This window comes from Bosea sp. BIWAKO-01 (assembly GCF_001748145.1).
Lineage (GTDB): Bacteria > Pseudomonadota > Alphaproteobacteria > Rhizobiales > Beijerinckiaceae > Allobosea.
On sequence record NZ_BCQA01000001.1, the window covers coordinates 5440658 to 5457462 of the forward strand.

General features: G+C 64.1%; 15 protein-coding genes and 1 tRNA gene. 9 read left to right on the forward strand and 7 right to left on the reverse strand.

The window, feature by feature from the left end:
- Nucleotides 1-11: 11 nt before the first annotated feature.
- The 4 genes from BIWAKO_RS25410 (at nt 12) to BIWAKO_RS25425 (ending at nt 4297) form a co-directional block, all read left to right on the forward strand.
- Nucleotides 12-572: an IclR family transcriptional regulator gene (locus BIWAKO_RS25410; protein WP_069881020.1), complete on the forward strand. Its 561-nt coding sequence runs from the start codon at nt 12-14 to the stop codon at nt 570-572.
- 334 nt (nt 573-906) lie between these two features.
- Nucleotides 907-2136: a hypothetical protein gene (locus BIWAKO_RS25415; protein ID WP_141740222.1), complete on the forward strand. Its 1230-nt coding sequence runs from the start codon at nt 907-909 to the stop codon at nt 2134-2136.
- Nucleotides 2133-2720 carry a protein-S-isoprenylcysteine O-methyltransferase gene (locus BIWAKO_RS25420; protein ID WP_069881022.1) on the forward strand — a complete coding sequence of 196 codons (588 nt, stop codon included), beginning with the start codon at nt 2133-2135 and terminating at the stop codon, nt 2718-2720. The genes BIWAKO_RS25415 and BIWAKO_RS25420 overlap by 4 nt, the downstream gene beginning before the upstream one ends.
- An 866-nt stretch (nt 2721-3586) precedes the next feature.
- Nucleotides 3587-4297, forward strand: coding sequence for a hypothetical protein (locus tag BIWAKO_RS25425; RefSeq protein WP_141740224.1), 711 nt, complete (start codon nt 3587-3589; stop codon nt 4295-4297).
- An 83-nt stretch (nt 4298-4380) separates the two neighbouring features.
- Here BIWAKO_RS25425 and BIWAKO_RS25430 read toward each other — a convergent pair whose 3' ends face one another.
- The 5 genes from BIWAKO_RS25430 to BIWAKO_RS25450 all read right to left on the reverse strand — a co-directional run bounded on the left by BIWAKO_RS25430 (nt 4381) and on the right by BIWAKO_RS25450 (nt 9231).
- Entirely contained in the window at nt 4381-4845 is a 465-nt protein-coding gene (locus tag BIWAKO_RS25430; protein WP_069881024.1) for a L,D-transpeptidase, read from the reverse strand.
- A gap of 451 nt (nt 4846-5296) precedes the next feature.
- Nucleotides 5297-5758: a DUF3987 domain-containing protein gene (locus BIWAKO_RS25435; RefSeq protein WP_141740225.1), complete on the reverse strand. Its 462-nt coding sequence runs from the start codon at nt 5756-5758 to the stop codon at nt 5297-5299.
- A 244-nt stretch (nt 5759-6002) separates the two neighbouring features.
- Nucleotides 6003-6500, reverse strand: a complete 498-nt coding sequence (locus tag BIWAKO_RS25440; protein ID WP_069881026.1) for a hypothetical protein — start codon at nt 6498-6500, stop codon at nt 6003-6005.
- Between the two features lie 55 nt (nt 6501-6555).
- Nucleotides 6556-7725, reverse strand: coding sequence for a DUF937 domain-containing protein (locus BIWAKO_RS25445; RefSeq protein WP_069881027.1), 1170 nt, complete (start codon nt 7723-7725; stop codon nt 6556-6558).
- A gap of 606 nt (nt 7726-8331) precedes the next feature.
- Nucleotides 8332-9231, reverse strand: a complete 900-nt coding sequence (locus tag BIWAKO_RS25450; RefSeq protein ID WP_069881028.1) for a LysR family transcriptional regulator — start codon at nt 9229-9231, stop codon at nt 8332-8334.
- A gap of 127 nt (nt 9232-9358) precedes the next feature.
- Here BIWAKO_RS25450 and BIWAKO_RS25455 point away from each other — a divergent pair, with 127 nt between their 5' ends.
- The 5 genes from BIWAKO_RS25455 to BIWAKO_RS25475 all read left to right on the forward strand — a co-directional run bounded on the left by BIWAKO_RS25455 (nt 9359) and on the right by BIWAKO_RS25475 (nt 14494).
- Entirely contained in the window at nt 9359-10363 is a 1005-nt protein-coding gene (locus tag BIWAKO_RS25455; RefSeq protein ID WP_069881029.1) for a hydroxyacid dehydrogenase, read from the forward strand.
- A gap of 49 nt (nt 10364-10412) precedes the next feature.
- Complete coding sequence (locus BIWAKO_RS25460) at nt 10413-11381, forward strand: Bug family tripartite tricarboxylate transporter substrate binding protein (RefSeq protein WP_069881030.1); 969 nt, start codon at nt 10413-10415, stop codon at nt 11379-11381.
- A 364-nt stretch (nt 11382-11745) separates the two neighbouring features.
- Entirely contained in the window at nt 11746-12201 is a 456-nt protein-coding gene (locus tag BIWAKO_RS25465; protein ID WP_069882780.1) for a tripartite tricarboxylate transporter TctB family protein, read from the forward strand.
- A 3-nt stretch (nt 12202-12204) separates the two neighbouring features.
- Nucleotides 12205-13719, forward strand: coding sequence for a tripartite tricarboxylate transporter permease (locus tag BIWAKO_RS25470; protein ID WP_069881031.1), 1515 nt, complete (start codon nt 12205-12207; stop codon nt 13717-13719).
- A gap of 100 nt (nt 13720-13819) precedes the next feature.
- Nucleotides 13820-14494: an RraA family protein gene (locus BIWAKO_RS25475; protein ID WP_069881032.1), complete on the forward strand. Its 675-nt coding sequence runs from the start codon at nt 13820-13822 to the stop codon at nt 14492-14494.
- A 291-nt stretch (nt 14495-14785) separates the two neighbouring features.
- Here the strand turns inward: BIWAKO_RS25475 and BIWAKO_RS25480 are convergent.
- Both BIWAKO_RS25480 and recJ read right to left on the reverse strand, forming a co-directional pair.
- A tRNA-Glu gene (locus tag BIWAKO_RS25480) sits at nt 14786-14860 on the reverse strand.
- A 130-nt stretch (nt 14861-14990) separates the two neighbouring features.
- A complete protein-coding gene (gene recJ, locus BIWAKO_RS25485; protein ID WP_069881033.1) occupies nt 14991-16793 on the reverse strand; it encodes a single-stranded-DNA-specific exonuclease RecJ in 1803 nt (600 codons plus the stop codon).
- Between the last annotated feature and the right edge of the window lie 12 nt (nt 16794-16805).

Genomic DNA, 16805 nt, shown 5'->3' on the forward strand with positions numbered 1-16805 from the left:
GCCGCGGCTGAATGACCGCCCCATCGGGTCGGACTGTTCGCCGACTTGAGCTGAAACGGGAAGCGCAGCGCCATCTCTCCGAACTCGCGCTGCGCACACGCGAGACCGTGCATCTGGCGGTCCTCGCGGGCCCTGATGTGATCTATATCGACAAAATCGATAGCCCCGAGCCGCTTCATGCCAGCTCCGATATCGGCGGCAAGGCTCCAGCCCACGCGGTTGCGATCGGCAAGGCTATTCTCGCGTTTCAGCCTTCGTATGTCATCGAAGAGATCGGGCGAAATCTTCTCGCCTTCACGCCAAGGACCATCGATAGCCTTGAAGGGCTCGAGCACGAATTGTCAGCGGTCCGCTCGCAGGGCTATGCCGTCAACCTCGGCGAATGGCGCGGAGCCGTATATGGATTGGCGGCCCCGATCAGGCGCGCCGACGACGTGGTCGAGGCCGCTGTTGGCGTATCGGGGCCATCGACGCGGCTGACACCGGAGATGATCAAGCTCATGGCGGAGCAGGTCATGGAGGCCGCAGACGCGATATCGCGCGGGCTCGGCTATGCCGGGACCGGGCGGTAGCACCTTATACGCAGCGGACACTGCTCGATCGAATCAGGCAGAAGAACCGCGACGGCTCGGCCGATCCGGCCCGCCTCATGACGGTACGCCCTCGCCGAGCGCTTCATCCACGGTCACTCGTTCGACAGATCATTACCCCGGCAGAGAGCCCCTGCGCTCTGGAAAAGGGGAGGTTCTTCTCGCACGAAGAGGCTGATCGCCTTTCGCGGGCGCAAAGTGACGTCGTCTGCGTCGTCCACATGCGTGCTTGGTTGAATCACGGCTCGCTGGCGCAAGTGCCGGCGATCCACTAACAAACAGCGCAGGCCACGCATTGGGAGCGGGACAGCCGGCGATGGCGGATTCGAGTGTTATCAGGCGTCGCGTGTATCACATCGGCGGCTACGATCATGCGCAGCCCGCGGTTGTGCATGGTCGCTTTGTCAGGGAAACGCGGCGTTTTGAGCGTGCGTGGGCAGCCTCCGTGGTTTCGTCGGAGCCCACCAACAGCGATGACGTCTCGACCTGGCAAGTGCTCGCGACCGGCCCAAACTGGCGGGTCGAAACCGAGTATTGCGCGATCAGATGGGACGATGTGGTGGAAGCCACGAACAGGCGCCCGATATGGTGGCGCATTCCCCAGGGACTCCTCGCCTTCGTCGATTTTATCGTGGGCGGAGCGCTATGGGGCTATCTGTGCGCCAGTTGGCGCTACGCGATGTTCTTCCTCTATCCATTCTTGATTCTGGCGATCATTGCTGCGTTTTCGCTTGCAGGCGGGATGGCCCTGACGCGAGCCACCGACTCCAGCGCGATTGGAGCCTTGGCGGCAATCGGCACCTTCCTCCTCTCGTTTCTCGCCGCCGATCGTTGGGTTTATCTGGGGCTTCTCTTTGACGACTGGATCTTTGCCCGCCAGTACATCCGGCGGGGCGATCCGATCCTCGACGGGCGCTTGCGACGCGTTGCGGCCGAGATTGTCGAGGCTAGGCGCAGCGGCTCGGCGGACGAGATTCTCATCGTCGGTCATAGCCTCGGAGCCGTGCTTGCGATCGATCTCATCGACCACGCGATCAGACACGGGCTGGATGACCAGGACGATCGTCCTCGCCTCGCGTTTCTTTCCGTGGGATCGTCGACCCTCAAGATCGGGCTTCATCGCGCCGCCGGTCGTTTCCGCGCCGCGGTCGAGCGCGTGAGCGCCTGCCGCGCCGTATTCTGGGCCGACTACCAGGCGCGCTCGGACGTGATGAATTTCTACCGGGCCGATCCTCTGCCGCTGATGGGTCTGGCCGCCACGGGCTCCCCGGTCATTCGCAGCGTCAGCATCAGGCGGATGATTGATCCTGCCCGCTATCCCCGCATTCGCAAGAACTGGTACCGGATGCATTGCCAGTTCGTCAGGGGCAATGATCGGCGAGCGCCGTATGATTATTTCATGTTCGTCTGCGGGCCGCTCTTTGCAGAACAACAGGTCAATGCCAAGGAAGGTGCCATGCAAGCACTCGATGCCGACGGTCGATTCCTCGTTTCCCCCTCCCCGTCCCTGGCGGGCGGTCACAGCACCGAGGTCGCCAAGCGATGACCCTGAGCATCGCCAAAGCGATCTACGCCCTGCTTGCCGTTGGCTGGTACATCATTCGTATCCCGCATGAGCGACGCGCGCGCCGGACCCCGGTTTCCCGGAGCGCTCGTGGGTTGCAGGAAATCATCCTGCTGAGCATTTCGTTCACGGGCCTCGGACTATTGCCGTTCATCTATGTCGCGACGGGATTCCCGCGCTTCGCGAACTACCCGTTCCAGCCCGCTCTCGCCTGGCTCGGAGCCTTAGTCGCGATCGCCGCGCTCATCCTGTTCCACCTCACGCACCGGGCTCTCGGCCGCAACTGGTCCGTGTCTCTGGATCTCCGCGAGAGCCATCGGCTCGTGACGGAGGGCGTGTACCGCTATGTGCGGCACCCCATGTATTCGGCGTTCTGGCTATGGGCGATTGCCCAGGCTCTCCTGCTGCCCAACTTTATCGCCGGGCTCTCCGGCTTGGTCGGTTTTGGAACGTTGTACTTCTTTCGCGTTGCCCAGGAAGAGCGCCTGATGCTCGATGCGTTCGGTGCGGAATATGGCGACTACATGGCGCGGACCGGGCGCGTCATGCCAAGGTTCCACGCCTGAGGGCAAGGTCACAGTCTCGCGACCTGCGCGCGCAGAGGGCTCCGTCGCGCTCGCTCCCAAGAGGGTGAACCGGCGGAGAACGCCGAATCTGCCCAAGCATTTTGCCAAGTACTCCGCAAGGGAACCGCCTTTGCGATTGGCCCGCCAAGCCGAGTGATGAAGGTAAGCTGATATGCCGATGCGTTCGTCGCGCGCAACCGGCAAAATTGTCGCTACCAGTACGCTGTGCCGCGAAGGAACCATGTTCCTTCTCGTGACGACCCAAGAGCTGACTAACTTCCACTTTGCCTAACTACTTCGTCTGGGCGAAGAATGATCTCCCGCAGTCGAGAGCGTTGCTCGAACGCTGTGAGCGAAGCATCAAGGACGCTAGAGCACCTTCGGCCGGTTCAGCTCCCGGAAACCACGAACGTCTTCGCGCCAGCAAAGCCTGGCCTTAGCCGATTGAAAGTGCTGAGGATATTTGGAATACTCGACGTTGTGCCGCACTACCGCGATCCGGGGCAAGGAAGTGGGTTTGGTGTTGCGCATCCGCACTAGTAGTCGAACATGTTTCAGTCATAGTTGGAATGTTCTCAACGAGGGCGAATCGATGAAAAAACTTATGATCTTGGCCGTTTCAGTGGCGTTGGTAGGCGTCGGCGGATGTGCCTACGGTGTTGGCAAGGGCAAGGGGAAGGCACCGCCTCCAGTTGCTTCCCCGATCGTTACGAAGGGCTGACACCCAATATACTGAAAACGGCCGGCTTAGTCCGGCCGTTTTCTTCATTTGATTAGAAACTCTTCCGGGAGTTTGATGACACGGCTACTGCTGTTGTCGTGCCTATCGCCGAGGCTGTTATTCTTCCGGAAACCGGAGCTCTGCGATGCGGAACAAATCAAGCAATCTAGCGCGCACCAGCATTCTCTTTGCTTGTGCTGCTGCCATTTCTTTGCCTCTCTGGCTTGCTCCTGCCAGTGCCCAGGAGGATCGCTACCTGCCTCCTCCCGAGGCCAGCGATGAGGCTATCGCGCCCGACCCACGGCCGACCGGCTCGGTCGGCAGGACGACGTCCCGGCAGTCCCGACGGCAGGCTGACCAGCGAAGCGGTCAGTACTTCGTCGAGTTTCGGTCGCGCTATGCACTGAGCTACGGCCATACCTTTCTCGTCTATGGCCGGCTGAACGCGCGGGGCGAAGTCGGCCAGGTGCGGGCAGATCAGGTTGCCGGCCTGCATCCGGCCGGCGAAGGCCCGCAGCTCTGGTCTGTCGGGCACGTCCTTCCCGTTCCAGCGGAGACAGGCCCCAGCGACGGCGACCTGGAGGATGAATACATCTCGGCGCGGTACCGGGTTCTGTTGACCGAAGCCCAGTATCAACGGGTAGCGGCCTATATCAGGCAGAAGCAGCGGAAGCCGACGGCTTGGCATGCCGTGCTCTATAACTGCAACAGATGGGTTGGCGAAGTTGCGCAGTACATGGGCCTGAAGGCCCCTGACAATACAATGCTCTACCCGGCTGAGTACATCGCCAGCCTGCGCGCCGTCAACGCCGGGCGCGCCAGAGACGACGCCATGCCGGCATCTCTTCAGCAGTAAGCCGGGAGGTCATCTCGCTGCTCATTCGCATATGCGCGACGAGCAGCGGGTGGCAATGGCGAAAGGCGCTGCGCGCGTGCCCGTCAGCGCAGGACGATAACCGGCGTACCGACGGCGACGCGGTCGAACAGATCGACGATGTCGTCATTAAACATGCGAAAGCAGCCATAAGACGCGAACGTGCCTATGGAATCCGGCCGGTTGGTACCATGGATTGCGTACTGACCGCCGCCGGACAATGTGAGCGCGCGCGCTCCCATCGGGTTTCGTGGGGAGCCGCCCGGTATGACGTCCGGCAGACTTGGGTTATCCCGCTTGATTTCATCGGGAGGCGACCAGGCAGGTGCAACATGCTTGCCTTCGACCTCGACCTCGCCGAGCCATTGCTTGGATGACTTCCCGACCGCCACCCGGTAGCGGATGGCAGTCCCGTCTCCTTGCACCAGGTAGAGCCGGCGCTCCTTTGTCTTGATGACGATGGCGCCTGGCGTCCCATCTCCCTTATAGGTAACGGTTTCGCGAGCACTGACTGGGATGGCGACCATCATGGCCGCGAGTACGATGCATGTCCGGAGCACTGCCAAGCTTCCTGCACTCAGATCGTCTGCGTCGCGACGACTTCAACGATCGGTTCATACCAAGGTCTGGTTGATTATTAGTGCATGATTTGAGTTTGCTCCAGAGGAAGTGTAACGCACAGGTTAGCGCTGGCCCCGGGGATCAATTAGATCGGAGCAGCGGAACTTGAGCCGAATGCAGCATGGCGCCTATCCGCGGGCGAGGCCATGCCGGATGAACGCGCTGTCGGCGTGCATCGTCGCCGACGCGATCGCGGTGCGGGCTCCGGAGAACCTCAGGACGAAGCCGTCGGAACCGGTGCAACGCCCACCAGATCGCTCCGGATCTTTTGAGCCTGGCGGATTACGGGCGTTGCCGAAGGCTTCCCGCAGGGCGCGAACGGGCCAGGACACTCAGCCAGCAATTCCAAGGCTGCCCGGGTCAGTTCTCAGGATCGCGAGCCGCCATCGTTTGAACGCCCGCTGGCAGCACGGGCTTGTGACCACCTGCAGCCGCCCCGACTCGCTGCTGGGTTGCTTTCGATACGAGCTGAGACCGACTGAGAGCCGTGAAATCGCTGGCCCGATGGTTCTGGCCGGCGCGCCCCTCGAAGACCAGCACATCGGCATGGGTCACGACGATATCGCCGCGCCGCAAGGTCGGGTCATCCAGATACCAGTACTGATCGGCGGCCGGATCGAGCTTGACCACTGGTGGCGTCGGCTTCGACGCCACGAGTTTGCGCGGCTGCTGCCGCCGCTTGGGGCGGACGGTCACGCTCAGCGGGTCGGGTTGAACAAAATAGACTTGCGGAGGCGGCTGAGGTCGCCCGAACAGCGCGCGCGCCAGGTCTTCCAGAAGACCGGCTGATTGGGCGGGTGGCACCAGAAGGCAGCTGGTCATGCCAATGATGAGCAGCCTACAGCTTGGCGCATGTTTCATAGGCCCATCCTCGCGAACTGATCGCCTGGGCACTGTCGATCCAAAGCCTGCGATGACGGTTTCGACACATCGCGCCGCAGGCCGGATTGCACCCAGACCTACTCTCCCGCCCTTCGAACGGCTCATGGGCGCCGCAGCGCAGCGATCCATGGAACTCAGTCACTCACTATCTCATTCACGTGCGCGCTTGTGTGACGCGCCTCACTCAGGCGGCGCTCAGCGCCTTTGCCACATCGGTCAAGGTGGCCTTCTCCGCCGCGCTGACCTGGGTGCCACCAAATCCCATGAAGCCGCCTTCGTTCGAGGCCTCCGCCACCGTCTCCGCCACATGCGAGAGCCATGTCTTGAATGCAGGAGCTTCGGTCGGTGCCTTGGTGTCGACGATTTCCGCCACACGCGTCAGCATGGCCAGAATGCTCTGCTTCGCATCTGCCGGGGTCTTTCCGGCCAGTTCGGCACGAAGCGACTCGCGTGCCTCACCGCGCCCTTCCGAGCTCTCCATGTCGGCAACAATGGCTTTCGCAAGCTCGCCCGCGTCCGCGTCGCTCTTGGCGCCCAGAAGCGCCCGCCCGCTGGCCAGGCTCTCCTTGAACACGCCCCACAGCCCGTTAGGTTCGGCAAGCGTGACCGCCATGCCGGCCAATAGCGGGCTGCCCAGGATCAATTTCCATTCGTCTGCTCCAAAGCTCGCCTTGATTGCCATCAGGGCCTCCTGCGGTTGGCGCACTATCGAGACATCACGAACGGCCTGCCCCGTGCTAGGCCCGTGCCAAGGCATCGAGGTTCGCCCGTACACCATCGATCGTCGGCTTGGCGATCTCGGCAATGCCGGGGATCGCCAGCACCTTGGTGAACAGGTCCTCCAGCGACGGCCTGACGGCGCCAATCAAAGCCATCAGCGCGGAGCGGCTGCTGGCCGGTAGCTGACTGGCCACGCCGTTGACCTTGTCGAGCTGGGCTGCCGCGCCCTGCAACCTTGGCAACGCCGCTCGCGCCGAGGCCGCATCCGTAACGCCCTTGAGCGTGCTTGCGAGCCCATCAATCGCCGTTTGAATTTCGGTCCCCACATTCACGCCGCCTACCGTCACGTTCTGCAGGGACTGCAGCGCCTGCGTCGCCACGGCGCCCGCCTGCCCAATGGCAGTTTGGGCCGGCAGCACCGGCTGGGTTGCCACAGGCCTGGGCTGTTCAACGACGACGGGCGCATGACGCCCGAAGAACCACCAGCCAACCGCAAGCACAGCAAGGATCGGCAAGGCCCATGTCAGCCATCCCGGCATTCCACCGGTTCTTGCCTGCGCTGCGGCGCGATCGGCCATGGCGCCCGTGGTGCTGGCTGTCGACCTTGCAGCGTCCGCGACAGCGCTCGCGCCGCTGCCGACCGCGCCGAGAAGGCCAGCTTTGCCAAGCATGTCAGCAAAGCCCGAGGGCAAGGCAGCCGAGATGTTCGCCTTCTGCGACGTCAACATCTGGGCGAGGCCTGAGGCATCCAATCCCGCCGCCGACTTCTGTTGACCCAGCGCCCCCATCACGACCGGCGTCAAGAGGCCAAGCAACGAGGAGCTTGCCCCGCCGCCGAGGCCTGCGAATTTCGAGATCGCGCCGGCCAGCCCGGATAGCGCCGAACCTCCAAGCAGCGAGGAGAGCATGTTCGCACCGCTATCGGCGACCGTTTTCTGACCAGCGCCGCCGATCATGCTGGCGAGGCTCTCAAGCATTCCCGGCTTCTGTTGCGAAACCGTGTCGAACAGTTTGCGTGATCCCTCCGGCGTGGACGCGACACCCGCAAGGGTCGCCAGCAAGCCAGGGACAGCGGCGTTGGTCGCCTTGCCGACCGAAGACTGGTCGACCCCCAGTGATGCAGCCAGTTTGGACATCAGATCAGGCGACAGGAACTGCATGATGACTGATACGAGATTCACACTCATGGCGGGTTACTCCGCTGAAATCGGCGCATGAACACGCCAATACGAGAGGTCTCTGCAGATATCGTCGTATATGATTGAGTTATTTCAATTCAATGTCGGTAATTTTGCTTCAATCGAAGTATGGCTTCGGAGTGGAGGCCGATATATAACAATTGCGACCGAGAAAAGGCACTGCGCCTGATCCCCGGAGAGCAGCTCGGCAGGGATGTTATTACAGAATGAGGGTGCTCATTTCTCTGATGAGAACTCACGGCGCAAGTATCGCCCAAGCGTCATTCTGACCGGCAATAGGCACGCGGAATAGCAGCTGCGCAGCAGTATCAACGCCCGGTGAGGTTACACCCTTGCAGGCTTGGCCGCAATTAAGAAGACCTGATTGCACGCCGATCGGTTTGCATCGGGGCGTTTGGTCATCGGCGATGCGAGTTGCCCCAGGGTTCATGCGCGCATCATCTCTGGTTTCGTTCCGGTCCTCGTGTAACGCGCCTCCACGTGAGCAAGCCACTGTGAGATGCAGCGGCGACAGCCGTGCCAGCCCCTCACGGCGGAGCCTCCTTTCGGCAGCCGGAAGAGACGGATCGGAGTGCCGCGCGAACGGCGTTTCCCTCACGCTCCCCCGAGTGGACCTAGGTCCCGCGCGATCAGGCTGTAGAGCGCCTGTGCCGCCGGGGTCAGCGTTTCCCCGTGCCGCCGGATTACGGAGACCGGCCGGTCGATGACGGGGTCCACCAGCGGGATCTGGGCAAGGTCCGGGCGCAGGTTCTCGACGATCGAGGCGACCAGGATCGCCACGCCCAGGCCTTCGGACGCAAGCCCAATCGCACTCGAGAAATACTCGACGACGAACTTGGTCCTGACCTCGATGCCCGAGCGGGCGAGCTGGGCCTCCATGAGCAGCCTATTGCCGCTGCTGCCGCCGAGCGTGATCAGGTCGAAATCCGCAAGTTCTGCCCAGGCTATCGCCGCTTTTCCGGCGAGCGGGTGGTCGGTGCGGCAATAGGCGACGAAGGGATCGCGAACCAGGACCTCGTTATGGAGGTCAGGCTGGTTCGGCGGCTGCACATGCAAGCCAAACTCAGCCTGGCGTCGGCGCACGGCTTCGATGACCAGGATGCTGGTCCGGTCGAGGATCTCGACGCGATTATGCGGATGTTGCGTGGCATAGGTTCGCAGAATGCGCGGCAGGCGCCCATACATCAGCGAGGGCACCGAGGCGATCGCGATGTCGCCTGTCGAAAAGCGCGAGATCGTCTTCAGTCGGTCGAAGGATCGGCCGACCTCGTCGACCATGCGCTTGGCCTCCGGCAGGAACTCCCGGCCGATGCTCGTCAGCGCCACCGTGCGGGTCGTGCGGTCCAGCAGCTTGAGGCCGACATGGCTCTCGAGCCTCTGGATGCGGCGCGTCAGTCCGGTCTGGGTGACATGCAGCTTTTCGGCCGCTTTGTTGAAGCTGCCGAGCTCGGCGATCTGGATGAACGCCTCGACCCCGTCGATTGGGTGTTTCATGCTAAAAGATCATCGATATATGTCATTATTTCAGCATACGAGTGGCGGCCCATCGGTCAATAGTGTTGGGGAAGGCGCGGCACCTGGCATCACCCGGGGACAGAAAGCGCCACGAGGAAACGCACCGATGATCGATACCCGTGTCGCCACGCGTGGCAGACGCGTGCTTGTCACGCATGACCGGTTGGCCGAAGGCGCCATCCAGCTTCTCAACGCCCATGACGTCGATGTCTTCTTCTCGCCCGCCTATGCTGCACCCGATCTCGTGGCGCAGCGGGTTGCCGAGCTGCAGGTCGATGCGCTGATCGTCCGGCAGGGCCGCGTCGATGATGCGATCATCGCCGCCTCGCCCAGGCTCAGGGTCATCGCCAAGCACGGTGTCGGCGTCGACAATATCGATCTTCACGCCGCGGCATCGCGGAATATCCCCGTCATTCGCGCCATGGGCTCGAACTCGCGTGCCGTTGCCGAACACACGATCGCGCTGTCGCTGGCGTTGTTGAAGGACATTCCTCGCCTCGATCGGGCCGTGAAGGGCGGCGAGTGGCCGAAGCCTAGTTTCCTCGGGCGTGACATCGCCAGCACCGTGATGGGTCTCGTCGGCTTCGGCGCGATCGGCCAGGAGGTCGCGCGGATCGCCACCGGGCTTGGCATGCCCGTGATCATGCACGACCCCCATGCTCAGCGCGAAATCGCGCAGTTCGGAAACGGGGGCAGTCGCGATCTGGAAAGCCTGCTCGCGGAAGCCGATATCGTCAGCCTGCATTGCCCGCTGACCAACGCGACGCGAAATCTCCTCAATGCAGAGCGCTTCGGCCTGATGAAGCCGACATCCTTCGTCGTCAACACGGCGCGCGGCGGCCTGATCAGTGAGCCGGCTCTCTTTGAGGCGCTGCGCGAGGGCAAGATCGCCGGCGCCGGCCTCGACAGTTTCGCGCTCGAACCGCCAGCCAGGGACAACCCGCTCTGGACCTTGCCCAACCTGATCGTGACCCCGCATATCGCCGGCGTGACACAGGGTTCGGCCAAGGCCATGGCAGAAATCGCGGCCCAGCACGTCATTTCGGTGCTGGACGGCAACGCAGCCGATGCACGCAGCCTGGCAAGGCTGGCGGAACTCGCTGCGGAATGAACCTGGCGCACGAAGCCGGGCAATCAGAAACAACCGGGAGGAGACGAACATGAGGATCGCCTACAAAGCCCTCGCGGGGCTGGCGCTATCGGCGCTGGCATCGGTGGCGCATGCCCAGCAATATCCGGACAAGGCCATCCGGATGATCGTGCCCTTCCCTCCCGGCGGCGGGACCGATGTCGTGGCCAGGGTGGTCGCGGCCAAGCTCAGCGAAACGACCGGCTGGACGGTTGTGCCCGAGAACAAGCCCGGCAGCGGCGGCAGCGTTGGCCTGGGCCTGGCCGGCAAGGCCAAGCCCGATGGCTATACGCTCGTGTTGGCGCAGAACGCCAACATGGTCATCAACCCCATTCTCGGAAAGGCGAACTACGACCCGATCGCGGATTTCACCCCGATCGCGCTCACCGCGTCGGCGCCGCAGGTGATGGTCGTCGCCAAGGATTCGCCGATCAAATCGGTGAAGGATCTGCTGAGCACGGCAAAGGACAAGCCCAACGCGATCAAGTTCGCGACGCCCGGCGTCGGGACCAGCTCGCATCTTGCAGGCGAATTGCTGCAGCAGCGGACCGCGGTGAAGTTCCTGCACGTGCCTTACAAGGGCACAGGGCAGGCAGTTCCCGATCTCCTCGGCGGCCGCGTCGACGTCTATGTCGCCTCGGTGCCCTCCGCGATGGCTCATATCAAGGAAGGCACGATGCGCCCGCTCGCGATCTTCGCGAAGGCCCGCAGCGCCGACCTGCCGGAGGTTCCGACCTTCGAGGAGCTTGGCGTCAAGGATTCTGAGGCCGTGACCTGGTGGGGCGTGGCCGCCCCGGCCGGCACGCCCGACGCGATCGTCACGCGCCTGAATACCGAGATCAACAAGATCCTGCAGATGCCGGACACCAAGGAGAAGCTCAGGGCGGCTGGCGCCGATGCGATCGGCGGCACCGCACAGGAGTTCTCCGCCCTGATCAAATCGGACGTGCCGAAATGGACCGCGGTCATCAAGACCGCCGACGTCAAGGCTGACGACTAGGGTCGGGTTGGCTGCTGGCGAGGCGCCGGCGGCCATTGCCTTGTGCACGGGCATTCCGGTCCGGCCTGCACTCTCGGGCGCCTGCCCGCAAGGTGGCTTACCGCGGCATCGATCCGCGCCCGGTCCGGTGTTCCGTGCCGGCGCGTCGAACAGCCCCAGTGAAGCAGCCATTGCGAAGCCCTGAGGGCCGGGACCGAGATGCCGTGACACCCTGCGACCAGACCAAAATCCTCGGATTGGCTCGCCTCGTCGATGTCAGGCAGGGACCATCCGGGAATGAGGCTTCCGGTTGCCAGCTTTGCGCCAGGGCCTGCCCTCGATAGCCCGCTCGCTGCGCCCCCGATGCCGGAGCATGGAGATCCTGATGAAATCGGATGTGATGAGAAACAAGGATGTCCTGTCCGGGCTCCTGTTCATGGGCCTGGGCTCGATCGCGCTCTATATCTCGCTCGATTACCGCTTCGGCAGCACCCAGAGGATGGGGCCGGGCTATTTCCCCAAGATCCTGAGCGGCCTGCTGATCGCCTTCGGCGTCGCCATCCTGGTCAAGGGGTTGAGGCAGGGCGGAAACCTGGCCGGCCCATGGTCCTGGGCACCGCTTTTCCTGCTGACCCTGGCCATGGTGCTGTTCGGCTTCACGATCGAGCGCCTTGGGTTCGTGCCCGCGCTGGCGCTCATGTTCCTGGTCTCCGCCTATGCCGGCAACGAGTTCAGGCTGCGCGAAGTCTTCGTGCTGACCGCGGTGATGAGCACCTTCGCCGTGATCGTCTTCATCTGGGGGCTGAAGCTCCCCTACCCGCTCTTCGCCTGGAATTTCTGAGCCATGGAGATCCTCGAACATTTCGCGCTCGGGTTCGGCGTCGCCATGACGGTCCAGAACCTGGCCTATTGCCTTCTGGGCGTCGCGCTCGGAACGCTCATCGGCGTATTGCCGGGCGTCGGGCCGCTGGTCACGATCTCGATGCTGCTGCCGATCACCTTCGGGCTCCCACCGGTCTCGGCGCTGATCATGCTGTCGGGCATCTATTATGGCGCCCAGTATGGCGGCTCCACCACCGCGATCCTCGTCAACCTGCCGGGTGAAACATCGTCGGCCGTGACATGCCTCGACGGCTACCAGATGGCGCGGAACGGACGCGCCGGGGCAGCTCTCGCCACGGCTGCGATTTCGTCCTTCGTTGCCGGCTGCATCGGCACGCTGCTGATCGTCCTGCTCGGTACGCCGCTCGCGGGATGGGCGCTGCAGTTCGGCGCGCCTGAGTATTTCTCGCTGATGGTGATGGGGCTCGTTTCGGCATCGGTGCTGTCGCATGGCGACATGCTCAAGGCGCTTGCCATGGTTGTCGTCGGCTTGCTCCTCGGCCTTATCGGCACCGACGTGAACTCGGGCATGGAACGATACACGTTCGGCCTGCCCGAACTTGCCGACGGCATCGGCTTCACGGTCCTGGCAGTCGGCATATTCGCCTTGTCGGAAGTCGTGATGAATCTGGAGCAGAAGGAAGAGCGCGGCATCTTCAAGGCGAATATCGCCGGGCTTATGCCGAGCCTGTCCGATCTGAAGGCGATCACCCTGCCGACCCTGCGCGGGACCGCGATCGGCTCGTTCTTCGGCATCCTGCCGGGTACCGGCCCTTCGATCTCGTCTTTCTCGGCCTATATGCTCGAGAAGAAGCTGGCACGGGATCCCTCGCGCTTCGGTCAGGGCGCGATCGAGGGCGTCGCGGCTCCCGAGGCTGCGAACAATGCCGCCGCCCAGACGGCCTTCATCCCGACGCTGACGCTGGGAATTCCCGGAAGCGCCACGATGGCGCTGATCCTCGGCGCGCTCGTGATGAACGGCGTCCAGCCGGGACCGACGGTCATGACCCGCAACCCGGAGCTGTTCTGGGGCGTCATCGCCAGCATGTTCATCGGAAACGTCATGCTGGTGGCGCTCAACCTGCCGCTGGTTGGAATCTGGGTGCGGCTGCTCAGCGTGCCCTATCGCTGGCTCTTTCCGTCGATCATCATGTTCTGCGCGGTCGGCAATTACAGCATCAACGGCAGCGCGATCGACGTCTATCTCTGTGCCGGCATCGGCGTGCTCGGCTACGTCCTGGCCAAGCTCGACTGCCCGCCTGCGCCCCTGGTGCTCGGCTTTGTACTCGGCCCCCTGATGGAAGAGAGCATCCGCCGCGCTCTGCTCCTGTCGCAAGGCGACTTCACGGTCTTCCTCACCAGCCCGATCAGCCTCGGCTTCCTCATCGTGACGATGCTGCTTCTCGGCAGCATGGTTCTGCCGGCGATCCGCCGGGGCAAGGAACGCGTCGACCGCGAAGAGGCCGGCGCGACATAGCCGGCCTCGCCCGTCATTGCCCCAAACGGGGCAATCCCTCGGCGCCGCCACGGATGCAACTCGACCCCGGCCGGCTGGCGCAGACAGCAAAGGATAGCTCATGCTCGGATTTCGGATTCTCAAGCGTTGCCGCCAGGTCGACGGCAGCCTCGTCGCGCGTTTTCGCGAATTGCCGGTCGCCAATGTCAGCGATTCGATGTCGCGGATGACGGCGGGCGGCGCGGCGCTCCGGCCGCTTCATCGCGGCGGCGTCATGGCCGGGCCGGCCATCACCGTCAAGACACGCCCCGGCGACAACCTGATGATCCACAAGGCGCTCGATCTCGCCGCCCCCGGTGATGTCATCGTCGTGGATGCCGGTGGCGATCTCACGAACTCGCTGATCGGCGAACTCATGATCTCGCATGCTCAAACGCGTGGCATCGCAGGCATCGTGCTCCACGGAGCCGTGCGCGACGCTGCCTGGATCCGCGAGAACGACATGCCGATCTTCGCGGCGGGCATCAGCCATCGCGGCCCCTACAAGGACGGGCCCGGCGAGATCAACGTTCCGATCTCGATCGAGGGCATGGTGATCGAGCCCGGCGATCTCGTCATTGGCGATGACGACGGCATTCTCTGCGTGCCCTTCGACCATGCCGACGCGATCTATGAAGCCGCGCGCAAGAAGCACGAGGCGGAAGGAAAGAAGATGCTGGCGATCAGGGAGGGCAAGGACGATCGGCGCTGGATCGATGCCACTCTTGCCCGCCTGGGCTGCGCCATCGAAGCCTGACGGCGGCAAGCCGCACTCGCGTTGGCATCCCCTCGGTCGGCGTGTCCGCCTTGGGGGGATGCCGACATTCGTGCTCGGCGACGTGCGGATGGTCCCGGGGACAGGCCCAGCCGCCCGGATCTGGGATCAACTATAGAACCGTCCAATTATGGGGCGGCGGCGGCACGGTTCCCTCGTGCTCGGGCGACAGGACACCCTGCAACGCGGTGCACCGGGCGCCATCGTAGGAACACTCCGATCGCCTGTCGGCAATAATCTCTATTTCCAGGATTTGGCACCCCAATTGGGGTGTGGCGCGGCCTACGGGAGTCGAACCCGTCTCCCCAGCGTGAAAGGCTGGTGTCCTAACCGATAGACGAAGGCCGCAAGGCTTCGGTTGCAATTCGCTGCAACCCATCGGAAGCGGGGCGAGCTATAGTGCGACATTCCCGGATCGGCAAGTCTGAGTTTGTCAAATTCTCGCTGCCCGATCGCAGTCATGCACAGGCCATTGCGGTCATGCCACCCGGGCCAGATCGATCACCCGCACCTCCACAGTTTCCCTGCCGCCCCAGCGGTTGAGGGTAAGGCTTGCGGCGAGATGCACGCTCTCGCCGCGTGCGGCCAGCAGTGCACGGCCCAGCGGTTCCTGAGCCACGCGGAAGGCGATGCCGCCGATGGTGGCGCCGTCGCCGCTGCGAAGCTTGATCCTGACATGGCCGCCGCTGCCGATCTCGACGGCATCGACCAGGCGATGCGAGGGAAAGACGAAGACCGGCTCCGGGCAGCCGGCGCCATAGGGGCCGGCCTTCTCGATCTCGGCCAGCAGGCGGGGATTGGCGCCGCCCGCGCTCATCGCCGCATCGACCAGCAGCGATTCCGATTCGCGCGCCTGGGCGACCTCCGGAGCGAGACGTTCGGCGAGAAAGGCATGGAAGGCCTTATCCTGCCCCGGGGCCAGCGTGACGCCGGCCGCCATGGCGTGGCCTCCACCCTTCACGGCAAGACCCGCGTCCACCGCCAGCCTGACGGCGCGGCCGAGATCGACGCCGGCGACCGAGCGGCCCGAGCCGGTCGCGCCCCCCTCCCCGTTCAGCGCCAGCGCGAAGGCCGGGCGGCGAAAACGTTCCTTGAGGCGCGCTGCGACGAGGCCGACGATGCCGGGATGCCAGTCGGCCGAACGCGCCAGCAGGACCGGCAGATCCTCAGTCTTCGTCAAGGCGAACTCGGCCTGCGCCACCGCCTCCTCGACGGCGAGCTTCTCGATCTCCTGCCGTTCCTGGTTCAGGCGGTTGAGTTCGGCGGCGATGCTGCGCGCCTCGATCTCGTCGGCGGTCATCAGCAGCCGCGCGCCAAGGCCGGCATCGCCGATGCGTCCTCCCGCATTGATGCGCGGTCCGAGCAGGAAGCCGAGATGCCAGGGCTGGACCGGGCCATCGAGCCCGGCGACGTCGAGCAGAGCTGCGAGCCCTGCCCGCGTGCGACCACGCAGCATCGCGATGCCCTGCCGGACGAAGGCGCGGTTCAGCCCCTTGAGCGGCACGACATCCGCGACGGTCGCAAGCGCGACGAGATCAAGGGAGGCCAGCAGATCCGGCTCGGCGCCACGCTGCGCCCAGTGCCCCTGACGGCGTAGCTCGCGGGCGGTCGCGACCAGCGTCAGGAAGACGACGCCGGCGGCGCAGAGATGGCCGAGCCCCGAGAGATCGTCCTGGCGGTTCGGGTTCACCAGCGCCTCGACCTGCGGAAGCTGTTCGGACGCCTGGTGATGGTCGAGCACGACGACATCGAGACCGAGCCGGCGCGCCTCTGCCAGCGGTTCATGGCTGGTCGTGCCGCAATCGACGGTGACGAGCAGCGTCGCGCCCTCGGCGGCCAGCATGCGGATGGCTTCGCTGTTGGGGCCGTATCCCTCGATCAGCCGGTCGGGAATGTGAATGCGCGGCCGGGCGCCGGCATCGCGCAGGAAACCCGCCAGGAGGGCGGAGGAACAGGCGCCGTCGACGTCATAGTCCCCGAAGATCGCGACGGCCTCGCGTGTTGCAACCGCCCTCGCCAGGCGCGCAGCGGCCGCATCCATGCCGACCAGGGTCGAGGGGTCAGGCAGGAGATCGCGCAGCTTCGGCTCGAGATAGCGCATGGCATCGGCAGCCTCGACGCCGCGTCCGGCAAGCACGCGGGCTACGATATCGGGGAGCCCTTCGACCTGAGAGAGGGCCTCGGCCCGGCCGAGCCCTGCGGCATCGAGCCGGTCACGCCAGATGCGGCCGAGCGCCGAGTTGGTGACACCGAGAAATGGGCGCTGGGCGATCAGATTCATGCCCAAGGGGTT

What these genes read in the sequence shown, in the direction of transcription:
- BIWAKO_RS25450 (WP_069881028.1), bottom strand. Translation starts at nt 9,231, where the DNA reads ATGAAACACCCAATCGACGGGGTCGAGGCGTTCATCCAGATCGCCGAG.
- BIWAKO_RS25465 (WP_069882780.1), top strand. Translation starts at nt 11,746, where the DNA reads ATGAAATCGGATGTGATGAGAAACAAGGATGTCCTGTCCGGGCTCCTG.
- BIWAKO_RS25430 (WP_069881024.1), bottom strand. Translation starts at nt 4,845, where the DNA reads ATGATGGTCGCCATCCCAGTCAGTGCTCGCGAAACCGTTACCTATAAG.
- BIWAKO_RS25425 (WP_141740224.1), top strand. Translation starts at nt 3,587, where the DNA reads ATGCGGAACAAATCAAGCAATCTAGCGCGCACCAGCATTCTCTTTGCT.
- BIWAKO_RS25475 (WP_069881032.1), top strand. Translation starts at nt 13,820, where the DNA reads ATGCTCGGATTTCGGATTCTCAAGCGTTGCCGCCAGGTCGACGGCAGC.
- BIWAKO_RS25435 (WP_141740225.1), bottom strand. Translation starts at nt 5,758, where the DNA reads ATGACCAGCTGCCTTCTGGTGCCACCCGCCCAATCAGCCGGTCTTCTG.
- BIWAKO_RS25420 (WP_069881022.1), top strand. Translation starts at nt 2,133, where the DNA reads ATGACCCTGAGCATCGCCAAAGCGATCTACGCCCTGCTTGCCGTTGGC.
- BIWAKO_RS25410 (WP_069881020.1), top strand. Translation starts at nt 12, where the DNA reads ATGACCGCCCCATCGGGTCGGACTGTTCGCCGACTTGAGCTGAAACGG.
- recJ (WP_069881033.1), bottom strand. Translation starts at nt 16,793, where the DNA reads ATGAATCTGATCGCCCAGCGCCCATTTCTCGGTGTCACCAACTCGGCG.
- BIWAKO_RS25440 (WP_069881026.1), bottom strand. Translation starts at nt 6,500, where the DNA reads ATGGCAATCAAGGCGAGCTTTGGAGCAGACGAATGGAAATTGATCCTG.
- BIWAKO_RS25455 (WP_069881029.1), top strand. Translation starts at nt 9,359, where the DNA reads ATGATCGATACCCGTGTCGCCACGCGTGGCAGACGCGTGCTTGTCACG.
- BIWAKO_RS25445 (WP_069881027.1), bottom strand. Translation starts at nt 7,725, where the DNA reads ATGAGTGTGAATCTCGTATCAGTCATCATGCAGTTCCTGTCGCCTGAT.
- BIWAKO_RS25470 (WP_069881031.1), top strand. Translation starts at nt 12,205, where the DNA reads ATGGAGATCCTCGAACATTTCGCGCTCGGGTTCGGCGTCGCCATGACG.
- BIWAKO_RS25460 (WP_069881030.1), top strand. Translation starts at nt 10,413, where the DNA reads ATGAGGATCGCCTACAAAGCCCTCGCGGGGCTGGCGCTATCGGCGCTG.
- BIWAKO_RS25415 (WP_141740222.1), top strand. Translation starts at nt 907, where the DNA reads ATGGCGGATTCGAGTGTTATCAGGCGTCGCGTGTATCACATCGGCGGC.